The sequence below is a fragment of the Paenibacillus camerounensis genome (genome assembly GCF_000723885.1).
GTDB lineage: Bacteria > Bacillota > Bacilli > Paenibacillales > Paenibacillaceae > Paenibacillus_AQ > Paenibacillus_AQ camerounensis.
The window spans coordinates 29,560-50,371 of sequence record NZ_CCDG010000024.1; the positions used below are offsets into that span (position 1 = coordinate 29,560).

Consider the following 20,812-nt stretch of genomic DNA (forward strand, 5'->3'; position numbering starts at 1 on the left):
TTTTTAAAAATGGCTAACCGAATTCTAATCGTGGACGATGCAGCATTTATGAGAATGATGATCCGTGACATTTTGTCGAAAAACGGATTTGAAGTAGTGGGGGAAGCCCAAGACGGCTCGCAGGCAATCGAGAAGTTCAAAGAGCTGCGTCCGGATCTGATTACAATGGACATTACAATGCCTGAAATGGACGGCATTGCCGCCCTTAAGGAAATTAAAAAAGTGGATGCCAACGCCAAAGTCATCATGTGCTCAGCCATGGGTCAGCAGGCTATGGTTATTGATGCTATTCAAGCCGGTGCAAAGGACTTTATTGTGAAGCCTTTCCAGGCAGACCGTGTTGTTGAAGCAATCAACAAAACGCTGGGCGTATAGGCAGGAATAAGGCATGTTAGCCAATTCCGAAATGCTCGGAGACAGCAATCCCCTGCTGAGTTTAATTAAGGTTATTTTTGTGCTTGCCATCATTGTTGTGCTTATAGTGCTGCTGATCCGTTTTCTCGGTCGCCGTAATCAGACTTTAATGAGCGGGCAATCCATCCGGACGCTTGGAGCGGTCGGCATGGGGCCCAACAAGTCAGTGCAGATACTGGAAATCGGAGGCAGCCTTTACTTAATCGGGGTCGGTGAGAATATTTCTATGCTGGATAAAATCACTGATCCTGCCGAAGTGGCGATTATCGTTTCAAGATTCGAGGATCAGGCGGCAGGACAGAATAATCTTCTGGTGCCGCTCCTGTCCAGGATCAAGGCAAAGGTACGCGGAGAGGTGCCCTCCCAGGAAATAGAATTGAATGAAACGTCCTCTTTTTATGAGACCTTGCAATCCAAGCTTGCGCAGTCGCCTGAGCGTAAAGAGAAAATGGAAGAGCTTCTCCGGGATGATAGTCTTAAGGATGAGTCGAGGAATTTATGAACAAAAAGCTGATTCTTTCTTTTCTGTTGCTCGGTATATTCAGTATGCTGCTCTTACATCCGATTCACGCAGATCCTATTCCGAATATCAACATTCAGGTCGGAGGCGGTGATAGTACAGCTGGCGGGGGAACCAGCTCCATCTCGATTCTGCTCCTTGTTACAGTATTGAGTGTGGCCCCGGCTTTTTTAGTCCTTATGACCAGCTTTACACGAATCGTCATCGTACTTGGTTTTGTCAGAACCTCTCTGGGTACTCAGCAGATGCCCCCGAACCAGGTACTGGTAGGACTTGCGTTGTTCCTCACCCTGTTTATAATGTCACCTACGCTCTCACAGGTGAATGAACAGGCTTTACAGCCCTACATGAAGGGGACGCTTACCCAATCAGAAGCGCTCACCAGAGCAGCTGATCCCATGAAGGAATTTATGTTTAAGCAGACGAACACCAAAGACCTGCTGCTGTTTATGAATTACACCGGCGGCAATGCTTCGGTTAAGCCTGAGACCTACAGCGATATTCCGCTTACTGTTATGGTACCTGCTTTTGCCATAGGTGAAATGAAAAAGGCTTTTATGATGGGGTTCATGATCTTTATCCCCTTTTTGATTATTGATGTTGTAGTTTCAAGTACTTTGATGGCTATGGGGATGATGATGCTTCCCCCGGTCATGATCTCATTGCCTTTCAAAATAATGCTCTTTGTACTGGTCGACGGCTGGTATCTGGTCGTTCAGTCCCTGCTGCTAAGTTTCAACACCTGACAATAAGAGGAGGCGTGTGGGATGAATGCGGAGTTTATTATCGGCCTGGCAGGTCAAGCCGTATATTTGATACTTGAAACAAGTGCCCCCATGCTTATTCTTGGTCTGGTGGTGGGACTCACCGTGAGTATCTTTCAGGCAACAACACAAATTCAGGAGCAGACGTTGGCATTTGTTCCTAAGATTGTCGCTGTATTACTGGCCTTGTTAATTTTTGGCCCTTGGATTATTACTAAGCTTGTAGATTTTACCGGTCAAATTTTGGGCAGTCTCTATATGTATATCGGTTAAGATTATGGATATGGAGACCCTGCTGCAAAGTTTTCCTGTTTTTCTGCTGATTTTTTGTCGAATTACCTCCTTTTTTGTTGTAGTTCCGGTGTTTTCTTCACGGAGCGTGCCAATGCAGTTCAAAATCGGATTGTCATTTTTTGTAGCCATGGTGGTTTATAGCTCAGGCGGGACGAGTATTACAGTACCGCAGGATCTGACCTATATCATTCTTATTATCAGAGAAGTATTAATCGGACTGCTGCTTGGATTTCTTGGTTATCTGATGTTCATGACTATACAGGCAGCCGGTTCTTTTATTGATATCCAAATCGGCTTTGCCATCGCTAACGTAATAGATCCTATGACCGGATCCTCAGCCCCGATTTTTGGTAACTTCAAATATATGATAGCACTGACCATGTTTGTCATTATGAATGGTCATCACTACTTGCTGGATGCCATCATTTACAGCTACAACTGGGTACCAATAGATAACACCATTTTTGTAAAAATGTTAGACGGGAGCCTGTCGGATTTCCTGGTTCGAAGCTTTGCGCAATCCTTTATGCTTGCTTTTCAAATGTCGGCACCGTTAGTCACTGCATTGTTTCTAACCGACATTGGCCTGGCTTTCCTGGCTAGAACCGCTCCCCAATTTAATGTTTTTGTTATAGGCGTTCCAATTAAAATTATTGTGGGACTTTCATTGTTCCTTGTTCTAATGCCAAGTCTTGCGTTCTTGTTTCAGAATCTTTACGACATCATGTTTGAGTCTATGCAAAATTTGCTTGGCCTCTTAGGGAAGAGCCCTTAGGTGACTGTAAGGAGAGAATTTGTTATGCCTGAAGCAGGGCGATATAAGCTTGATCTTCAGCTTTTCGGGGGTGACAAAACCGAGAAGCCAACAGGAAAACGGCGTTCAGATGCCCGGAAAAAGGGCCAGGTAGCCAAAAGCGCCGAGTTATCCGGTTCTATAGTCCTGTTCTCAGCATTAATCAGTTTGATTACTTTTGGTAGCTATATGCGAGAACGGCTAATGACGCTTTACACAGATGTTTTTCAAAACCGGTTGCTGATGGAGGTAACCTCGGACAACGTTATAAATATGTTTAATGAATTCGGGCTGCAAATTCTGATGCTGCTGGCACCGCTTCTGATTATTACCTTGATCGCAGCACTAGTTGTTAACTATGCAGAAGTCGGATTTCTTTATACTACAGCCGGAATCACGCCTAAATTCAGTAAGCTAAATCCGATTAGCGGCTTTAAAAATATTTTTTCAATGAAAGCTTTTGTCGAGTTTCTCAAGTCTGTATTTAAATTGCTGATTGTTGCGTATCTGGTCTACAGCGCACTTTGGGGTGAAATAGACAACATTGCTACGCTTACACATGTTGATGCTGAAAGTGCTTTCCGATATGCTGCAAAAATGACTATGAATCTGGGCATAAAAATTGCATCGTTTCTCTTAGTTTTGGCTGTGTTTGATTACATTTATCAAAAGTTTCAGCATGAGAAGAGCCTGAAGATGTCCAAGCAGGAAATTAAAGATGAATACAAAAATCAGGAGGGCGACCCTTTAATTAAAGGGAAGATAAAAGCTGCCCAACGTAAAATGGCTATGATGCGGATGATGCAGGAAGTTCCGAATGCAGATGTTATTATAACGAACCCTACACATTTTGCCGTAGCATTGAAATATGACGGGAAAACGATGGAGGCTCCGCAGATTATAGCCAAGGGCCAGGATTATGTGGCACTCCGCATCAGAGAACTGGCTAAGGAGCATGGTGTTATGACTATGGAGAACAAGCCGCTGGCACGGGCGTTATTCCAAAGGGCAGAAATCGGGGATGTCGTTCCCCAGGATCTGTTTCAGGCAGTTGCTGAAGTGTTGGCCTATGTATATAAGCTTAAAGGTAAGAGGAACTAACCGGGGGAGGTAGCGGACAGTGAAGGCTAGAGACATATCAGTACTAATGGGTATCATCGGTATTGTACTTATGATGATTTTGCCCATCCCGGTTTGGCTTCTGGATATACTGCTCATTATTAATATTTCATTGGCCCTCATGATCATACTGGTTGCTATGAACAATAAGGAAGCGTTGCAATTCTCTATTTTCCCTTCACTATTGTTGATAACAACGTTGTTTCGTCTGGCGCTGAATATTTCTACTACGAAGCTGATTTTAAAAGATGGACATGCCGGTGAGGTTGTGGCTACGTTCGGAAGCTGGATTGCCGGGGGACAAATCGCTATAGGATTTATTGTCTTTCTTATTCTTGTTGTAGTTCAGTTTATCGTTATAACAAAAGGTTCCGAACGTGTTGCTGAGGTAGGCGCCCGTTTTACCCTGGATGCTATGCCCGGAAAGCAAATGAGTATTGATGCGGATTTGAACGCAGGAATGATCAACGAACAGCAGGCAAGAGAGCGTCGTCTGAAAATCGAGCGTGAAGCGGATTTCTTCGGATCCATGGATGGTGCGAGTAAGTTCGTTAAAGGTGATGCGATCGCCAGTATTATCATCCTGCTGATTAACTTAATCGGCGGTTTTATTATTGGGATGGTTGTGCATGGTATGGACTTTTCCGAGGCTTTATCGACTTATTCTGTGTTGACCATAGGTGATGGCCTTGTCAGCCAGATTCCGGCTTTGCTCATTTCGACTGCTTCAGGCCTCATTGTTACAAGAGCCGCATCTGATGGCAATTTAGCTGAAGACCTCACTGGACAGTTAATGTCCTATCCTAACCTACTATACATAGTAGCCGTGACCATTGCATTTCTAGGTTTTTTCACCCCGATCACGGTATTATCCACCTTACCGCTTGCAGGACTTATGGCTTATGCAGCCTACACAATGGGACAAAAAGCAAATAAAAAGCAGATTGCCGATGAACAGCTTGTTGAAGAAAAGCAAATTGAAGAAGTCCGCAGTCCGGAAAGTGTTATTAATCTGCTTACGGTTGATCCGATTGAATTCGAGTTTGGCTATGGGCTGATTCCGCTGGCTGATACCGGGCAGGGCGGTGATTTGCTTGACCGGATTATCATGATCAGGCGGCAATGTGCACTTGAGATGGGACTTGTTGTGCCGGTTATCCGGATTCGCGACAATATTCAACTAAAACCGAATGAATATGTCATAAAAATTAAAGGAAATACTGTCGGCGGTGGTGAATTACTACTTAATCACTATCTCGCTATGAGTCCCGGGTATGATGATGAGTCGATTAACGGCATAGAAACTGTCGAACCGTCCTTTGGCCTTCCGGCTTTATGGATCGATGAGTCGGTCAAAGACCGGGCAGAGCTGTCCGGGTATACTGTGGTAGATCCGCCTTCTGTTGTAGCGACACATCTGACAGAGCTTATCAAACGCCATGGACACGAGCTGCTCGGACGCCAGGAAACGAAACAGCTGGTCGACAATCTGCGCGAGAATTATCCTGTACTGGTTGATGAACTTATTCCTTCAGTACTGGCTATCGGTGATGTGCAAAAGGTGCTGGGCAAGCTGCTGCGGGAGAAGATCTCTATCCGGGATCTGGTCACCATTTTCGAGACGCTTGCTGATTACGGCACTTATACCAAAGATCCAGATATTCTGACGGAATATGTGCGGCAGTCGCTTTCAAGACAGATTACCCAGCAGTTCTCCCAGACTGGAGAAACCTTACGGGTCATTACGGTTGGTCCTAATCTGGAAAAGAAAATTTCGGAAAGCGTCCAGCAGACCGAGCAGGGCAGTTATCTGGCACTTGATCCGGTCTCGACTCAAACGGTATACCAAAGACTTACCGAACAGATTAACCGTCTCCTGCAGTCCGGACAGCAGCCGATTGTGCTTACATCCCCAACCATCCGGATGTATCTGCGCCAGGTGATTGAGCGGACGATGCAGGATATCCCGGTGCTATCCTACAGTGAGCTGGAGCCTAATATTGAAATTCAAAGCGTTGGGGTGGTGAACTTATGAGAGTGAAGCGTTATGTGGTCGATACGATGCCAGACGCGATGCATTCCATCCGCAGCGAGCTGGGGAGCGATGCCGTTATCCTCAGTACCAAGGAGATTAAGATCGGCGGATTTATGGGAATGTTCCAGAAAAAAAAGATAGAGGTTGTAGCTGCAGTAGAGGAGGCGCGTAAACCGTCTGGAGCCGGCAGTGCTCCGGCAACACCGGCGAGTATACCGCGCAGCGCAGTTCCGCAGGCTTATCAGAAGGCTGTGGCAGCTACCCAGACGCCGCCTAAAGAGCAGAGGCCGGCGGCCGAGACGTTTGCTGCTGAAATAGCGGCGGCGCTGTCAGAGGCCAGAGAAGCCGGTGGTGTGGCGGTAATGCCCGCTGTTGCTCAGGAGGAGCTTCCCCGGCCGCCGGAGCGGAAGCCTGCTGAGCCTATTCCTGATTCCCATGCCCAGGATAGCAAGCAACCGTTATCAGAACGATTTGAACACTTGGATGCAGAGCTGGAGACCGCTGTACCCTCGGAGCCTGAAAGTGACGTGCTCCGTGAAATAAGGGATATGAAGCAATGGATGGAACGGATAGCGCGTTATTCCTCAAGCGGCATTGAGCTGCCGCAGATGCTGGATGAGCTGAAGCGTCTGCTGATTGATCAGGATACCGACGCAGTGCTTGTAGAGGAATGGATCAGCACTATTTATGACCGCTGGAATGAGGAGGGACGGACCTGGACCGCTGAGCGTTTTCCGGAAATGCTGCAGGAGCAGATAAACGGGTTTCTGGCTGGAAGAATTGCCGGAGGGATTGCTGCAGATACCAGTATCGTTTATATTGCCGGGCCAACTGGTGTAGGTAAAACCACTTCCATTGCCAAGCTGGCGGCAGAACAGCTGTTCAAGCATGGCCGGAAGGTCGGACTGATTACCTCTGACACATACCGGATTTCAGCAGTGGAGCAGCTGCGTACCTATGCTGCTATTTTGAATATACCGCTTGAGGTTGTACAGTCACCGGGTGATCTGCAGAGAGCAATGTTCCGCTTGGAGAGCTGTGACCTGGTGTTAATGGATACCGCCGGGCGCAATTACCGCAATGAAATGTTTGTTGCCGAGCTTCAGAGCCTGCTCGCTAAGGAACTGAAGAGCGAAACCTTCCTGGTACTGAGTATGACCTCGAAAAGCCGGGATATGAAGCTGATAGCCGAGCATTTCGGCCGCTACCAGCTCGACAAAGTTATTTTCACCAAAATGGATGAGACCGGGAGCTACGGGCCTCTATTCAATGTATTGAATGATTTTCCGCTCAAGCTGTCTTACCTGACGAACGGTCAGAATGTCCCGGATGATCTGCTGATGGCCTCCAAAGAATTACTCAGTGAAATGCTGCTGGGAACAGGAGGCCACTGATGGATCAGGCTCAATCTTTACGGCAGCTGGTATCCAGCCGTGACCCCAAACGCGAGCCAGGAGCCGGTCCCACTGCACGGATAATTACTGTGTGCAGCGGGAAGGGCGGTGTGGGCAAATCGAACTTTACGCTCAATTTCGCATTGACGCTGAAGGCGATGGGCAGACGTGTGCTTTTGTTCGATGCAGATATCGGAATGGCGAACATCGACGTGCTTATGGGCGTAACGGCTAAATATAACCTGTACCATCTGTTGAAAAGAGAAGCGGATATCGCACAGATTATCCAGAAGGGGCCCGGAGATCTGCCGTTTATTGCAGGCGGCTCAGGAATGGATGAGCTTTTCTCACTGTCTGAGAGTGACCTGAATTATTTCACGGCACAGATTGCCCAAATTGCTGACACCATGGATTTCATCCTGTTTGATACTGGCGCCGGTCTTTCGAAGGAAACGCTAAAATTTATAACCTCGGCAGATGATTGTCTGGTGGTTACAACACCGGAGCCAACCGCAATAACGGATGCATATGCACTGATGAAGGTTGTACACAATTCTCATCCTGACGTATCTTTCAAGCTCATTGTTAACCAGGCAGGGGATGAAAAGGAAGCAAGGGGCACCAGCGACAAAATCCGCATGGCGGCAAGCCGCTTCCTGCAGCTGGATATCCCCTTTCTCGGATTCATCAGCAGTGATGCGCATGTGGTTCAGGCAGTCAAGAAACAAGTTCCATTCTCAGTGGCTTTTCCGAACAGTGCAGCAGCCAAAGACGTGCAACGGCTTGCTCTGAATTACCTGTCCGCCGAACCGGCGGACACAACAAAGGTACAGGGCATCAAGGGATTTATCAACAAGTGGTTGAAGCGAAAACAGTAATTGTTCAGAATTAGATGGACAGAGGTGGAAGTGCTATGAGGCCATATAAAGTTTTGGTTGTGGATGATTCCGCATTTATGCGTAAGATCATATCTGATTTGATTGAAAAAGATCCTGATTTTAAGGTGACCGATACGGCTGTAAACGGCCGTGAAGCGATTGCGAAGGTGACCGAGCTTCAGCCTGATCTGGTGACAATGGATGTGGAAATGCCGGAGATGAACGGTCTGGAAGCGTTGAAAGTGATTATGGCCAATCACACGCTGCCGGTTATTATGCTCTCAGGCATTAATGAAGAGGGCATGAGGGAAACCATCATGGCGCTAGAATCTGGAGCCTTTGATTTTATCCGCAAGCCGTCGATAACCAATTCACAGGATATAATGGCGGTTGGTGTATCCCTGATCGAACAGATGAAAGGGGCAATGCTGGCCCGGGAGCAGCGCGAGGCACGGATAGCTTCCCAGAAGCCATCTGATAGTACGATTTCCGAGCCTCTCCGTCCGCCTGGTACCAGCAAGCCTGCTGTAACTGAGCTGCCGGTGCGGATGCCGGATCTTCCGAAGAGCGCAGCAGTGACTCCGGCAAAACAAGCGGCGGATAAGCCTAAGCCGCCTGTCACGGAATCCGGTACTAAGCTGTCTGGCTCTGCCAAATCAGGAATAGATTCGATCCGGAAGCTGCCTAAACCTCCGGTATCTCATCCTAAGCCCGCTGCAACCGAACGGTTTAAGAGCCGCCGGCAGCTTGATGCAGTCACGCCTGCGCCGCTTGAGGTTACTGCAGTGCCGGAGCTGCCTGCTTCCTATCCTGCTGGGCCGCCTGCTGCAGCCGGTGACCGTAAGTCCGGAACCAAGGGGCTGCGCAAGCTGGTTGCGGTTGGCTGCTCTACAGGAGGCCCGCGGGCACTTAAAACATTTCTTGAGAACATTCCGGCGGATTTTCCGGCACCGATTGTAATCGTGCAGCATATGCCGCCGAACTTCACAAAGTCACTGGCCCAGCGGCTGAACACCTTCAGTCCGCTTGAAGTGTCAGAGGCTGAGCACGGCATGATACTCCGCCAGGGAGCTGCTTACATTGCTCCCGGTGGGTATCATGTGAAGGTTGTTCCGGCAGCGGGAGGACAATATGCCATTGAGCTTACGAGTGAAGATGCCCGTAACGGCCATCGTCCATCCGTTGATACGCTCTACGAATCCCTGCTGCCGCTGACCGGGCTGGAGCGCCATGCGGTTATCATGACCGGAATGGGCAGCGACGGTGCCAGAATGATGAAAGCCCTGTACGATTCAGGTGTAACCTCAACATTCGCCGAGAACGAAGAGACCTGCGTTGTCTATGGAATGCCGCGCTCAGCGGTCGAACTGCACTGTGTTAAATATGTACTGCCGCTGCAGGAAATTGCACCCCGGCTGGTACAGGCTGTTAAATAAAGGAAAAGTGAACTCGAAGGGGAGGTGCTCGTTAGTGGACATGAATCAATATTTATCCATGTTTATTGATGAGTCAAATGATCATCTGCAGTCATTGAATGAGAGCATGATGGGACTGGAAGCAAATCCTGAAGATATTAGTATAGTGCAGGTGATTTTCCGCTCAGCGCACACCCTAAAGGGTATGGCGGCTACAATGGGGTTTGAGGATCTTGCATCTCTTACCCACCAGATGGAAAATGTGCTCGACCTGGTGCGCAATAATAAACTGCGGATGCAGGATTTTATTTTTGACACCCTGTTCAAAAGCCTGGATGCCCTTGAATCCATGGTGCAGGATATTACAGCTGGAGGCGAGGGCAAGGCAGATGTAACTTCGATTGTCACTGCCCTGCAGGCTATTGTCCGCGGTGAGATTCCTGCGGCGGGCGGAGCTGCGGCTGCGCCGGCTGCTGAAGCCTCTGGTGATCTCCAGATCACCCTGGATGAATTCCAGTATTCTGTCCTGGAGCAGTCGCTTCAGGAAGGGCATCAGGTGCTGTATATCGATGTAGCTATCCGAAAGGATTGTCAGCTAAAAGCGGTACGGGCTTACATGGTTTTTGATCTCCTGGAGCGTTCAGGAGAAGTGATCAAATCCTTCCCTTCGGTTCAGGATATAGAGCAGGAGAAATTCGATTACGGCTTCTCACTCTATTACATAACCCAAAAGGGTGCCGACGAAATGAAGTCGATGATAATGAACGTATCGGAAATCGACACGGTGACAGCGGTAGCACTTGATCAGGAGTCACTTGCCCAAATGGCGCTGGAGGCCGCTGCTACTGCTGAAGCGCCTGCTCCGGCAGAGACAGCCCCAGCAGCCGCCACCCCGTCGGCTTCTCCGGCAGCTCCAGCAGCTCCGGCAGCCAGAGAAGAAAATGCTGCTAAGGCAGCGCCTTCCCGGACAGGAGCTGCGCCTTCCCGGACAATCCGCGTTGACATCGAGCGGCTGGATGTGCTGATGAACCTGTTCAGCGAGCTGCTGATTGACCGGGTACGCCTGGAGCAGCTGGCTTCAGAGGTACAAAACACTGATCTAACTGAGACAGTTGAGCACATGGGCCGTGTCAGCGGTGATCTGCAGAACATTGTTATGAAGCTGAGAATGGTGCCCGTGGACACTGTGTTTAACCGGTTCCCTCGGATGGTCCGTGACCTTGCTAAATCTCTGGACAAAAAAATCGATCTTATTGTTACCGGTGCTGAGACTGAGCTTGACCGTACGGTTATTGATGAGATCGGCGATCCGCTGGTGCATCTGCTGCGTAATGCGGTTGACCACGGTGTCGAGTCGGTTCAGGACCGCGTTGCTTCCGGTAAGTCCGATACGGGTACAGTTAATCTTCGTGCCTTCCACAGCGGCAACCATGTATTTATTGAAATCGAGGATGACGGCGCCGGTATTAATCCCCAGAAAATTCTGCAATCTGCCATCAAAAAAGGAATTATTACACAGGAGCAGGCAGCAGGCTATTCAGATGATGAAGCTATTCAGCTGCTGTTCGCAGCGGGCTTCAGCACTGCCGAGGTAATCTCCGACGTATCAGGCCGCGGAGTCGGACTGGATGTTGTCAAATCGAAGATCACTTCACTTGGCGGTAACGTGGTAGTCTATTCCACACCAGGTAAGGGTACGAACTTCTCGGTACAGCTTCCGCTGACCCTGTCCATCATTGCGGCCATGCTTGTAAAGATCGGATCTGAGAAATATGCAATCCCGCTCTCATCGATTGTTGAGACTGGAATTGTAAAGAAAAACCAGATCCGTACCATTCACGGCACAAGAATGATCGAGTTCCGCAACAGCCATATTCCGCTGCTCTCGCTCAGTAAGTTCTACGCCATTCCTGATTTTGATGATAGCGCAGAAGAGGAGACAGAGATTATCGTTGTCCGTAAAAGTGACCGGATGGCGGCTTTGGCTGTCCAGGATTTCATCGGGCAAAATGAAATTGTTATCAAGAATCTCGGTAAGTATCTGCCGGAGATTCAAGGTATCTCCGGTGCGACTATTCTGGGGGACGGACAGGTTGCTCTTATTATTGATCCTAACGCATTTATAAAATAATCAGGATAGAACAGGGAGGTTCATTCCATGGCTGAGGATATTAAAGTAATTGTGTTTAAGCTTGGATCTGAAGAATACGGCATTGAAGTGGACAAGGTACAGACTATCGAGCGCATGATGCCGATTACACGCGTTCCGAAGACGTATTCCTTCATCAAAGGCGTTATTAATCTGCGCGGTGTCGTTATTCCGGTAATTAACCTGCGCGGCCGTTTCGCAATTGAAGAAACTGAGCATACGGACCAGACCCGTGTAATAATTGTTAATGTCAATGAGATGGAAGTCGGCTTCATCGTGGATTCGGCTAATGATGTCATTGACCTGAACCGTGATTCTATCGACACACCGCCAGAGGTTGTGGGCGGGATCAAGGCGAAATATCTGGACGGAGTGGCCAAAATTGGAGAAGACCGTCTGTTAATCATGCTTAACCTGTCTGAAGTGCTGAATAAGAGTGAAATCGTGCAACTGGAAAGCCTAGAGGGATAGGTTATGGAGCTGTTCAAGAATTTCAAGGATTTCAAAATGGATGTTTTGAAGGAAGTGGGGAATATTGGAGCGGGTAACGCCGCCACCGCATTATCCCAGCTTTTGAATAAGCCGATTGATATGGCTGTACCCAAGGTTCAGCTGCTGAACTTTGAAGAAATCACTGATAAGGTTGGCGGAGCAGAGGAATTGGTCTATGCCGTGTTTCTGCGCGTTGAAGGAGAAGCGCCGGGTAATCTTTTCTTTATTCTTACTCCGGATGCGGCTATCAGTCTACTGAACCGGATTGCCGGAATTGAAATTCTTCCGGATCAGGAGCTGGGGGAGATGGAATTCTCCGCGCTGAGTGAGATCGGCAATATTCTGGCTGGGTCTTATCTTTCATCGCTTGCCGACTTTACCTCACTGTCCATGTTTCCGACTGTGCCTGCGCTGGCCATGGATATGGCGGGGGCCATTCTCGGCTACGGGCTGCTGCAATTCGGCCAGATGGGTGATGATGCGCTGCTTATTGATACTACCTTCCTGGAAGGGCAAAATGAAATTGAAGGCCAATTTTTCCTGATTCCGGATCCCGAGTCATTCCCGAAAATCTTCAAAGCTCTAGGAGTACCGTTTGATAATGATTGAGGAGCAAAGCATTATTAAGGTCGGAATGGCAGATCTTAACGTAGGCAGCCAGGATAGTCTGATCCGTACGACCGGCCTTGGTTCCTGCGTGGGTCTTACCTTATTTGATCCGGGCAAAAAACTGGCGGGGATGGCACATGTCATGCTTCCTTCGTCAGAGATTGCCCGTGAGGGCCAGCTTAACATAGCCAAGTTTGCGGATACTGCAGTACCTGAACTGCTATCCCGCCTACTGGCTCTTGGCGCGGTCCGCAGCCGGATCGTAGCCAAAATGGCCGGCGGTTCACAAATGTTTGCTTTTGCCGGAGGGAATGACACCATGAGGATCGGGCCTCGTAACGTCGAATCCTGCAAGCTTGCCCTGGAGTCGCTTCGTATTCCTCTGATCGCTGAGGATACGGGCGGGAATTTCGGACGTACGATCGAAATTGCCTGCAGCTCAGGGTTGCTTCATATCCGCAGTGTCCAAAAAGGCACTAAGGAAATATAGCGATGGGGAAAATTATAATTAGCCTTTTATCCGGTTTGATCGGTTTTTTATTTACCTTTTTATCAAATTACGGGCATAATTTACTTGGGACGAGTCTGATTCGGGGGATTTATGGATTTATTCTTTGGTTTGTGCTTGCTTTCTTCCTGAGATGGGTATTGGGTTTTATTATTAAACAATCTGTGTCAGCCGGGGACAATGAGTTTACCGATACAGATGAAGCATTGGGCGGCAATCTTGATCTGAGCACGCCTGATGAAGACGAAGAATTAATCAATCTGCTTAAGCAGAAGCCAGAAGTGGATAACGGGGGCAGTGAAGGCTTTACTCCCCTGCAGCCGCCTAAGCTGGTATCCATGAAAGATCCTGAAGAATTGGCCAAGGCCGTTCGTCACCTGAAAGAAGAATAAGCGGAATCCTTGCGCGCATTAACGGCTTTCCAGCGCGCAGATATCTGCTGACTAAACTTTGGGAAGGGTGAAAGCCATTGAACGAGCAAAAAGCTTCTCAAGCAGTAACAGACGGTTTATGGGAGCAGTGGAAAGAGCACGGTGACCCTGAGGCCAAAAAAAGACTGATTGAGAACTACCTCCATATTGTTGATTATGTATCAAGCCGACTGGCTGTCGGACTGCCCAAAAATGTCTCCAAGGATGATTTAGCCAGCAATGGCGTAATGGGGCTTATAGATGCCATCGAAAAGTTTGACTATAAACGCGGTTTGCAGTTTCAGACTTATGCTTCCTGGCGTGTACGCGGGGCTATTCTGGACTCATTGCGCCAAAGCGACTGGGTTCCCAGATCCGTACGGGAAAAAGCCAAAAAAATCGAGGATGCCTATCAGCAGCTGGAGCAGAAATACTTAAGATCAGTCAGTGATGAGGAAATGAGCCAGCATCTGAACATTTCAGAGATTGAGTTTCAAAACATGCTGCAGGACGTGGCCGTTATGTCGCTCTGCTCTCTGGAAGACCCGATCCGCGAAGAAGAATCGGAAACACGGATGTCCATACTGGTGGACGATAAAGCCAAAAATCCGGACCGTAAAGTAAATGAGTTTTATTTGCGCGACACACTCACCAAAGGTATCGAAAAATTAACGGTGAAAGAACGGACCGTAGTGTCCCTTTTATATTATGAAGATCTGTCTTTAAGCGAAATCGCCGAGGTCATGTCTTTATCACCTTCGCGGATTTCACAGCTTCATTCAAAAGCTATTTTGCGTCTGCGCGGAACGCTTGAGAAAAACCGTGACCTGCTTATGCAAAATGATTAACCGGACGACGGTGACAAGGGGGAGCAGTAATTGATCGGTCAGCATGCTTTGAACCAGTACGTAAGTATTACGTTTTCGGAGGATAAAGGAATTGCTTATCTGGAATTCACTAAGAAGGATGAGGATTTCTCCTGCTCAGCCGAAGATCTGGAAGGCTTCCTTAACGGTCATGATATTCGGTTCGGTATTCAGCACGACATTGTCAAACGGATCAGCAGTAATCCGGAGGAGTATTTTTTCAGCAGAGTGCCGGTAGCTATCGGCTATGAGCCGGTCCATGGCGTTGACGGGCGTGTTGTTATGGCCATGGATCTGGATGAAGACCGAAAGCCGCTCGAAAGAGAAGACGGCAAGGTGGATTACAAGGATCTGGTACGGCTTAACAATGTGCTTAAGGGGCAATTAATCTGTGAAGCCATTCCGCCGGTGCCCGGCCAGAAGGGCAAGGCCGTTACCGGTGAAGAGATTCCCTGCAGGCCCGGAAGAGAAGCGCGGTTTAAGATTGGTAAAAATGTGCTGCTTGACCAGGGTGAGACGGCAATGTACGCGGCAATCGACGGGTTAGTTACGCTGACAGACAATGGTAAAATTAATGTCTTTCCCGTATATGAGGTAAACGGCGATGTGGATTACAGCACCGGCAATATCGACTTTGTAGGTACTGTGGTTATCCGCGGTAATGTGCTGACTGGCTTTTCTGTAAAATCTGCAGGAGATATCCGCATTGTCGGCGGAGTAGAGGGCGCTGAGCTGACTGCCGGCGGTTCTGTGGAAATAACAGGCGGTATAATCGGCTATAACAAAGGCCTTATCAGCGCCGGTAAAAATGTCAAGGTTAGCTTCATTCAGGACGGCAATGTGCTTGCCGCTGAAGATGTAATCGTATCCCAAAGTATAATGCATTCCAATATTCGGGCAGGACGGGATGTTTTGTGCAACGGCACCAAAGGGCTCATTGTCGGCGGCATTGTTCAGGCGGGAGAAAGAGTGGTTGCCCGGACAATCGGGAATACAATGTCAACTGCTACTGCAATTGAAGTAGGTGTAGTTCCCGAACTGCGCAACGAAATCAACGAGCTCCGCCAGGAGCTGCGTCAGCTGCTGGAGAATGAGGATAAGACGAACAAGGCACTCTACCTGCTGAATCAGCTGGCTAACAACGGACAGCTGTCTTCAGATAAAGTAGCGCTGCGTGTGAAGCTGAATGCGACCAAACAGGCCCATATACGTGATGAAAAACGGATCAAAGAGCGTGTGCTGGAAATTGAGAAAATGCTGGAGGATACTGCAAGAGCCAGGGTCGAGGTTGTAAAAACCATCTATGGCGGATCCAAGATTGTAATCGGCAGATATACGAGGTTTGTCAAGGATCCGACGGAGCGGGTTGTTTTTCATTATTCCGACGGCGATATTACCCTGGCGCCATATATTTAACAGGCGGGCAGCACAAGCGGCCGGCCATTCCTTTATGCTGGGACAGTACATTTGGTTTATGGGGAGGGGAATATTGTGAGCCTGAGACCAGTTGAATTGCAAATTGCACTGCCCCGGACTACGGATGCAGGCAAAGTCCAGAACGAGCTGCTTCACCGTCCTATGCTTGACCAGCAGCAGTTGGCCGTACATAACGTAAAGCAATCTGCAGAACTGGCCCAGCGTACGGGCGAAATTGATGAGTCCTCGGAAGCGAAGCTCCGTAATGACGGAGAACGGGGGAATGACCAGGGCAACCATCCATCAGGACAAGGGCAGCGCAAAAGCGAAGCCCCTAATGATGCTGAGCACCCTTATAAAGGGCGGCGGCTTGACCTGAGCCTCTGAGCTGTCCAAATGATACCGTAAAGGAGAACACGCATTTGCAACCATGGATATACATTGTGCTGGTAGGCGCAGTTGCTATTGTCTACGCTCTTATCCTGCCGGCACGCCGCAAAGAAGAAGGGGCCGAGAAGCAGAGCCTGAAAGATACTGAGGCTGCACTTGAACTGTATATGGCGGATTTGGAGCGCGAGAACAGTGAGATGCTGCAGCTGGTCAGCAGCATCAAAACGCAGTCACAGAGCACTAAGGCGGCTTTGCAGGAGGAGATTAGCGTACTGCGTGATCAGATTGCAGATCTGCACAAGAGCACTGCACTGCTTGATGCCCGTCTGACAGCCGAAGAAAAGGGGCTGCTTCAGCTTACAGCCATCGCCAGAGATAATGCCGTCCGTCCGGCTGCTGCTGATACTTCCGCAAGTCTGGTAGCCGCCCCTGAGCCCAAAGCAAAGCCGGTAAGCTCAATTAAGCTGCGTTATCCGCGTCTGTTCGAGCTGCATGAGCAAGGCAAGTCTATCGACTCCATCGCCAAGACAGCCGGCCTGCAGCGGGGCGAAGTTCAGCTTATCCTGCAGCTGGCCAAGCAGGAGGAATCGGTATGATTAAGAACCGTTCATTCATGCTAGGCCTGGGTGCGGGACTAATTGCAGGAGCGCTGCTCCTGCAGCTGATGATTTCCGGGGGCGTAGCGCCGCTGACCCGGGAGGAGCTTGTCAGGCAGGCTGCACTGCTTAATCTGACTGTTACAGACCCGGCTGCCGCACCGCTGGCTACTGTAGCGCCAGATGAAGCTGATCCTGCTCCTGAAGGTCAGGCAGGCGGCGCAGCGACGCCAGTGCCTACATCTACGCCTGCAGCTACAGCGGCCGCTGCGGTCCAGCCCAGTGCCGCAGCCAAGCCTAGCATGCCGGCCTCTCCGTCCCAGCCGGCCCCGAGCAGCGGAACTGCTGAAGCTCCGGCTGCTCCGGCTACACCGCAGGCTGCGGCGCCGGGAGGCATTGCTGTGCGTATTCCTGCAGGCAGCACACTTACTGAAACAGCACGGATTCTTGCAGCTTCCGGCGTCATCAGTGATCAAAACGAGTTTTTGCAGACCGCTGTCAGCCGTAAAATCAATACTAAAATTCAATACGGGAGCTACAATTTTGTGAAGAATGAAAGTGTAGATTCGATTATTGAAAAGCTGATTACAGTGAAATAACGCAGGGAACACCAGGAAATCACAAAATATTTCTTAAATCATTGCAACCCGTATTTTAATATGTTATAGTAATTGACGGTGTTAAAACACACGCCGGTTGATTTCGACAAGAGGTGCTTTCTTCTGAAGAAAGTCTTGTAGGAAAATGACGCACGGCGGAGGAGACACACAATAAACCAAATCTAGGAGGTGTGTGAAGATGGCAGTAATCTCCATGAAACAGCTTCTCGAAGCTGGGGTACACTTCGGTCACCAGACCCGTCGTTGGAACCCGAAGATGGATCGTTATATCTTCACTGAAAGAAACGGAATTTACATTATTGACCTGCAAAAAACGGTTAAAAAGGTAGAGGAAGCTTACAACTTTGTTAAAAGTGTAGCTGCCGACAACGGCACAATCCTCTTCGTAGGAACCAAGAAACAAGCTCAGGATTCCGTTAAGGAAGAAGCTGAGCGTTCCGGAATGTTCTTCATCAACCAGCGTTGGCTGGGTGGTACCCTGACTAACTTCCAAACTATTCAGAAGCGTATTGACCGCCTGAAGAAACTGGAAGCTTGGGAAGAAGACGGTACCTTCCAAGTTCTGCCTAAGAAAGAAGTTATCCTTCTCCGCAAAGAGAAAGATCGTCTTGAAAAATTCCTGGGCGGTATCAAGAACATGAAGGGCCTGCCAAGCGCGCTGTTCATCATTGACCCGCGTAAAGAGCGTATCGCTGTTGCGGAAGCCCGCAAATTGGGTATCCCTATCGTAGCTATCGTTGATACTAACTGTGATCCGGACGAAATCGACTATGTAATTCCAGGTAACGATGACGCTATCCGCGCCGTTAAATTGTTGACTGGTAAAATGGCAGATGCTGTTGTAGAAGCTCACCAGGGCGAAGATACAACTACTGCTTAATAGTCAGCCGGGATATAAACAAGAACTTAAATGAAAAGGGTGGTTGGCAGGTGGATAACCTCTCACTGCCCTTTTTTTAGGATAAAGGCCTTGAATGGAATAAAACGACAATTATCTGGAGGGAATAACAATGGCAGTAGATGCAAAATCCGTAAAAGAACTTCGTGAAAGAACAGGCGCAGGTATGCTTGATTGTAAAAAGGCGCTTGAAGAAGCAAACGGCGATATCACTAAAGCGGCTGAACTTCTCCGCGAAAAAGGTCTTTCTGCAGCAGCTAACAAAGCTGGACGTATTGCTACTGAAGGTACTGTAGAATCTTACATCCACGCTGGCGGACGTATCGGCGTACTGGTAGAAATCAACTGCGAAACTGACTTCGTTGGTAAAACAGATTCCTTCAAAGAATTCGCACGCGATATCGCTATGCAGATCGCTGCAGCAAGCCCGCAGTATGTACGCCGTGAAGAAGTTCCGGCTGATGCTGTTGAGAAAGAAAAAGAAATTCTGAAAGCTCAGGCTCTGAACGAAGGTAAGCCGGAGAAAATCGTTGAAAAAATGGTTGAAGGACGCATCAGCAAGTTCTACGAAGAATACTGCCTGCTTGAGCAGCCTTTCGTTAAAGATCCAGACAAAACAATCAATCAGCTGCTGAATGAAAAAATCAGCACTATCGGCGAAAATATCTCTATCCGTCGTTTCGTTCGTTACGAGCTGGGTGAAGGCCTTGAGAAAAAAGTTGAAAACTTCGTTGATGAAGTAATGGCGCAAGTTAAACAATAATTAATACTGTATTGAAACATCTTTAGAATTGAATAAAGGCAAGCATCAAAAGAACGGAACACGTACACCTAGTGTTCCGTCTTTTGTAAGAAAGTGAGGGTATACAATTGGGACAGCCGGTATTTAAGAGAGTCGTTCTTAAAGTAAGTGGTGAATCTCTGTCGGGACAAAACGGATATGGTATTGATGCGGAGACAATTAATTCCATTGCCCAGCAGGTTAAGGAAGTGGTTGAGCTTGGTGTTCAAGTAGCCATCGTCTGCGGAGGCGGCAACATCTGGCGCGGAATCGCCGGCAGTGCAAGCGGTATTGACCGTGCAACAGCCGACTATATGGGGATGCTTGCTACCGTTATGAACTCGCTCGCTCTACAGGATGCTTTGGAGCAGATTGATGTTCCTACCCGGGTGCAGACCTCTATTTCCATGCAGCAGATTGCTGAACCGTACATCCGCCGCCGGGCCATCCGCCATCTGGAGAAGGGCCGTGTGGTTATTTTTGCCGCCGGAACAGGGAATCCTTTCTTCTCCACAGATACAACTGCGGCGCTTAGAGCAGCTGAGATTGAAGCAGAAGTGATTTTGATGGCGAAGAACAAGGTGGACGGTGTCTACTCAGCAGATCCGTTCAAAGATCCTACAGCCGAGAAATTTGAACAGCTGACCTATATGGATGTGCTGAACAAAAATCTGGGAGTAATGGATTCCACAGCTTCCTCTCTGTGCATGGATAATAATATACCGCTCATTGTGTTTGCTATTACAGAGCAAGGCAATATCAAACGTGTCGTTCTTGGTGAAAGAATCGGAACGATTGTTAAAGGGAGTGTAGATTAATGCCACAGACGGTTAAGAAAAATGCCGAAGAACGTATGGAAAAAGCGATTGCTTCCCTGAAGCGTGATCTGGCAACCTTGCGAGCAGGTCGTGCATCTACAGCGCTTCTGGATCGGATCCAGGTTGAATATTACGGTGCGCCTACACCGGTTAACCAGCTGGCCAATATCAGCACCCCGGATTCCCGTACCCTGCTAATCCAGCCTTGGGACAGATCCTCTGTAGCTGATATTGAACGGGCGATTATGAAATCCGATCTGGGCCTTACACCAGCCAATGACGGTACCATTATCCGCCTCAGCATTCCTGCTCTTACCGAAGAGCGCCGCACCGAGCTGGTGAAATTCACCAAAAAGTTCGGTGAGGAAGCAAAGGTTGCTATCCGCAACATCCGCCGCGATGCCAATGATGACATCAAGAAGATGGAGAAAAACGGTATTTCGGAAGATGAGTCGCGCGGGCATCAGGAAGATATTCAAAAATCAACGGATAAGTTCATAGCTGAAGTTGATAAGGTGCTCTTGTCCAAAGAAAAAGAGATTATGGAAGTATAATGATAATCAAGAGACCTCAAAGCCCCTCCGCATATGGTGGGGTTTGTCTCTTTCTGATAAGAGCTTGGAGGAAACGGAA

At 48.7% G+C, this 20,812-nt stretch carries 24 protein-coding genes; all 24 read left to right on the forward strand.

Features of this window, described 5'->3' with window-relative positions; all coding sequences use genetic code 11:
* Window positions 1–9: 9 nt before the first annotated feature.
* Entirely contained in the window at window positions 10–375 is a 366-nt protein-coding gene (locus tag BN3772_RS09980) for a response regulator (protein WP_039874260.1), read from the forward strand.
* A 13-nt stretch (window positions 376–388) separates the two neighbouring features.
* A complete protein-coding gene (locus BN3772_RS09985) occupies window positions 389–916 on the forward strand; it encodes a flagellar biosynthetic protein FliO (RefSeq protein WP_042199173.1) in 528 nt (175 codons plus the stop codon).
* Entirely contained in the window at window positions 913–1,680 is a 768-nt protein-coding gene (gene fliP / locus BN3772_RS09990) for a flagellar type III secretion system pore protein FliP (RefSeq protein WP_042199174.1), read from the forward strand. The genes BN3772_RS09985 and fliP overlap by 4 nt, the downstream gene beginning before the upstream one ends.
* Window positions 1,681–1,701: 21 nt before the next feature.
* The gene (gene fliQ / locus BN3772_RS09995; RefSeq protein ID WP_042199175.1) at window positions 1,702–1,971 is read left to right on the forward strand and encodes a flagellar biosynthesis protein FliQ; all 270 of its coding nucleotides are present in this window, start codon (window positions 1,702–1,704) and stop codon (window positions 1,969–1,971) included.
* A gap of 10 nt (window positions 1,972–1,981) precedes the next feature.
* The gene (gene fliR / locus BN3772_RS10000; protein ID WP_042199177.1) at window positions 1,982–2,767 is read left to right on the forward strand and encodes a flagellar biosynthetic protein FliR; all 786 of its coding nucleotides are present in this window, start codon (window positions 1,982–1,984) and stop codon (window positions 2,765–2,767) included.
* A gap of 24 nt (window positions 2,768–2,791) precedes the next feature.
* Window positions 2,792–3,886, forward strand: a complete 1,095-nt coding sequence (gene flhB, locus BN3772_RS10005; RefSeq protein WP_042199179.1) for a flagellar biosynthesis protein FlhB — start codon at window positions 2,792–2,794, stop codon at window positions 3,884–3,886.
* 46 nt (window positions 3,887–3,932) lie between these two features.
* Window positions 3,933–5,939 carry a flagellar biosynthesis protein FlhA gene (gene flhA, locus BN3772_RS10010; RefSeq protein ID WP_425280432.1) on the forward strand — a complete coding sequence of 669 codons (2,007 nt, stop codon included), beginning with the start codon at window positions 3,933–3,935 and terminating at the stop codon, window positions 5,937–5,939.
* Window positions 5,936–7,333, forward strand: coding sequence for a flagellar biosynthesis GTPase FlhF (gene flhF / locus BN3772_RS10015; protein WP_042199182.1), 1,398 nt, complete (start codon window positions 5,936–5,938; stop codon window positions 7,331–7,333). Before flhA ends, flhF begins: the two co-directional genes overlap by 4 nt.
* Window positions 7,330–8,211 (forward strand): MinD/ParA family protein, encoded by an 882-nt coding sequence (locus tag BN3772_RS10020; RefSeq protein ID WP_042177514.1) that lies wholly within the window; start codon window positions 7,330–7,332, stop codon window positions 8,209–8,211. The genes flhF and BN3772_RS10020 overlap by 4 nt, the downstream gene beginning before the upstream one ends.
* Window positions 8,212–8,246: 35 nt before the next feature.
* A complete protein-coding gene (locus BN3772_RS10025) occupies window positions 8,247–9,647 on the forward strand; it encodes a protein-glutamate methylesterase/protein-glutamine glutaminase (protein WP_042199183.1) in 1,401 nt (466 codons plus the stop codon).
* A gap of 34 nt (window positions 9,648–9,681) precedes the next feature.
* Complete coding sequence (locus BN3772_RS10030) at window positions 9,682–11,757, forward strand: chemotaxis protein CheA (RefSeq protein ID WP_042199184.1); 2,076 nt, start codon at window positions 9,682–9,684, stop codon at window positions 11,755–11,757.
* A 27-nt stretch (window positions 11,758–11,784) separates the two neighbouring features.
* Window positions 11,785–12,246, forward strand: a complete 462-nt coding sequence (locus BN3772_RS10035) for a chemotaxis protein CheW (RefSeq protein ID WP_042199186.1) — start codon at window positions 11,785–11,787, stop codon at window positions 12,244–12,246.
* 3 nt (window positions 12,247–12,249) lie between these two features.
* Complete coding sequence (locus BN3772_RS10040) at window positions 12,250–12,876, forward strand: chemotaxis protein CheC (protein WP_042177510.1); 627 nt, start codon at window positions 12,250–12,252, stop codon at window positions 12,874–12,876.
* Window positions 12,869–13,366 carry a chemotaxis protein CheD gene (locus tag BN3772_RS10045; RefSeq protein WP_042177509.1) on the forward strand — a complete coding sequence of 166 codons (498 nt, stop codon included), beginning with the start codon at window positions 12,869–12,871 and terminating at the stop codon, window positions 13,364–13,366. Before BN3772_RS10040 ends, BN3772_RS10045 begins: the two co-directional genes overlap by 8 nt.
* A gap of 2 nt (window positions 13,367–13,368) precedes the next feature.
* Window positions 13,369–13,776, forward strand: coding sequence for a hypothetical protein (locus BN3772_RS10050; RefSeq protein WP_042199187.1), 408 nt, complete (start codon window positions 13,369–13,371; stop codon window positions 13,774–13,776).
* 77 nt (window positions 13,777–13,853) lie between these two features.
* Window positions 13,854–14,642: a FliA/WhiG family RNA polymerase sigma factor gene (locus BN3772_RS10055; RefSeq protein WP_042177507.1), complete on the forward strand. Its 789-nt coding sequence runs from the start codon at window positions 13,854–13,856 to the stop codon at window positions 14,640–14,642.
* Between the two features lie 30 nt (window positions 14,643–14,672).
* The gene (locus BN3772_RS10060; protein ID WP_042199189.1) at window positions 14,673–16,076 is read left to right on the forward strand and encodes a DUF342 domain-containing protein; all 1,404 of its coding nucleotides are present in this window, start codon (window positions 14,673–14,675) and stop codon (window positions 16,074–16,076) included.
* 75 nt (window positions 16,077–16,151) lie between these two features.
* Window positions 16,152–16,463, forward strand: coding sequence for a hypothetical protein (locus BN3772_RS10065; protein WP_052380452.1), 312 nt, complete (start codon window positions 16,152–16,154; stop codon window positions 16,461–16,463).
* A gap of 35 nt (window positions 16,464–16,498) precedes the next feature.
* On the forward strand, window positions 16,499–17,062 hold the full coding sequence (locus BN3772_RS10070) for a hypothetical protein (RefSeq protein WP_042199193.1): 564 nt from the start codon (window positions 16,499–16,501) through the stop codon (window positions 17,060–17,062).
* The gene (locus BN3772_RS10075) at window positions 17,059–17,661 is read left to right on the forward strand and encodes a hypothetical protein (protein WP_042199195.1); all 603 of its coding nucleotides are present in this window, start codon (window positions 17,059–17,061) and stop codon (window positions 17,659–17,661) included. Before BN3772_RS10070 ends, BN3772_RS10075 begins: the two co-directional genes overlap by 4 nt.
* Window positions 17,662–17,860: 199 nt before the next feature.
* A complete protein-coding gene (gene rpsB / locus BN3772_RS10085) occupies window positions 17,861–18,562 on the forward strand; it encodes a 30S ribosomal protein S2 (protein WP_039874217.1) in 702 nt (233 codons plus the stop codon).
* 130 nt (window positions 18,563–18,692) lie between these two features.
* Window positions 18,693–19,343, forward strand: coding sequence for a translation elongation factor Ts (gene tsf, locus BN3772_RS10090; protein ID WP_042199196.1), 651 nt, complete (start codon window positions 18,693–18,695; stop codon window positions 19,341–19,343).
* A gap of 107 nt (window positions 19,344–19,450) precedes the next feature.
* The gene (pyrH, locus tag BN3772_RS10095) at window positions 19,451–20,179 is read left to right on the forward strand and encodes a UMP kinase (protein WP_042199199.1); all 729 of its coding nucleotides are present in this window, start codon (window positions 19,451–19,453) and stop codon (window positions 20,177–20,179) included.
* Window positions 20,179–20,733 carry a ribosome recycling factor gene (gene frr / locus BN3772_RS10100; RefSeq protein ID WP_042177500.1) on the forward strand — a complete coding sequence of 185 codons (555 nt, stop codon included), beginning with the start codon at window positions 20,179–20,181 and terminating at the stop codon, window positions 20,731–20,733. The genes pyrH and frr overlap by 1 nt, the downstream gene beginning before the upstream one ends.
* The last annotated feature ends 79 nt before the right edge of the window (window positions 20,734–20,812 follow it).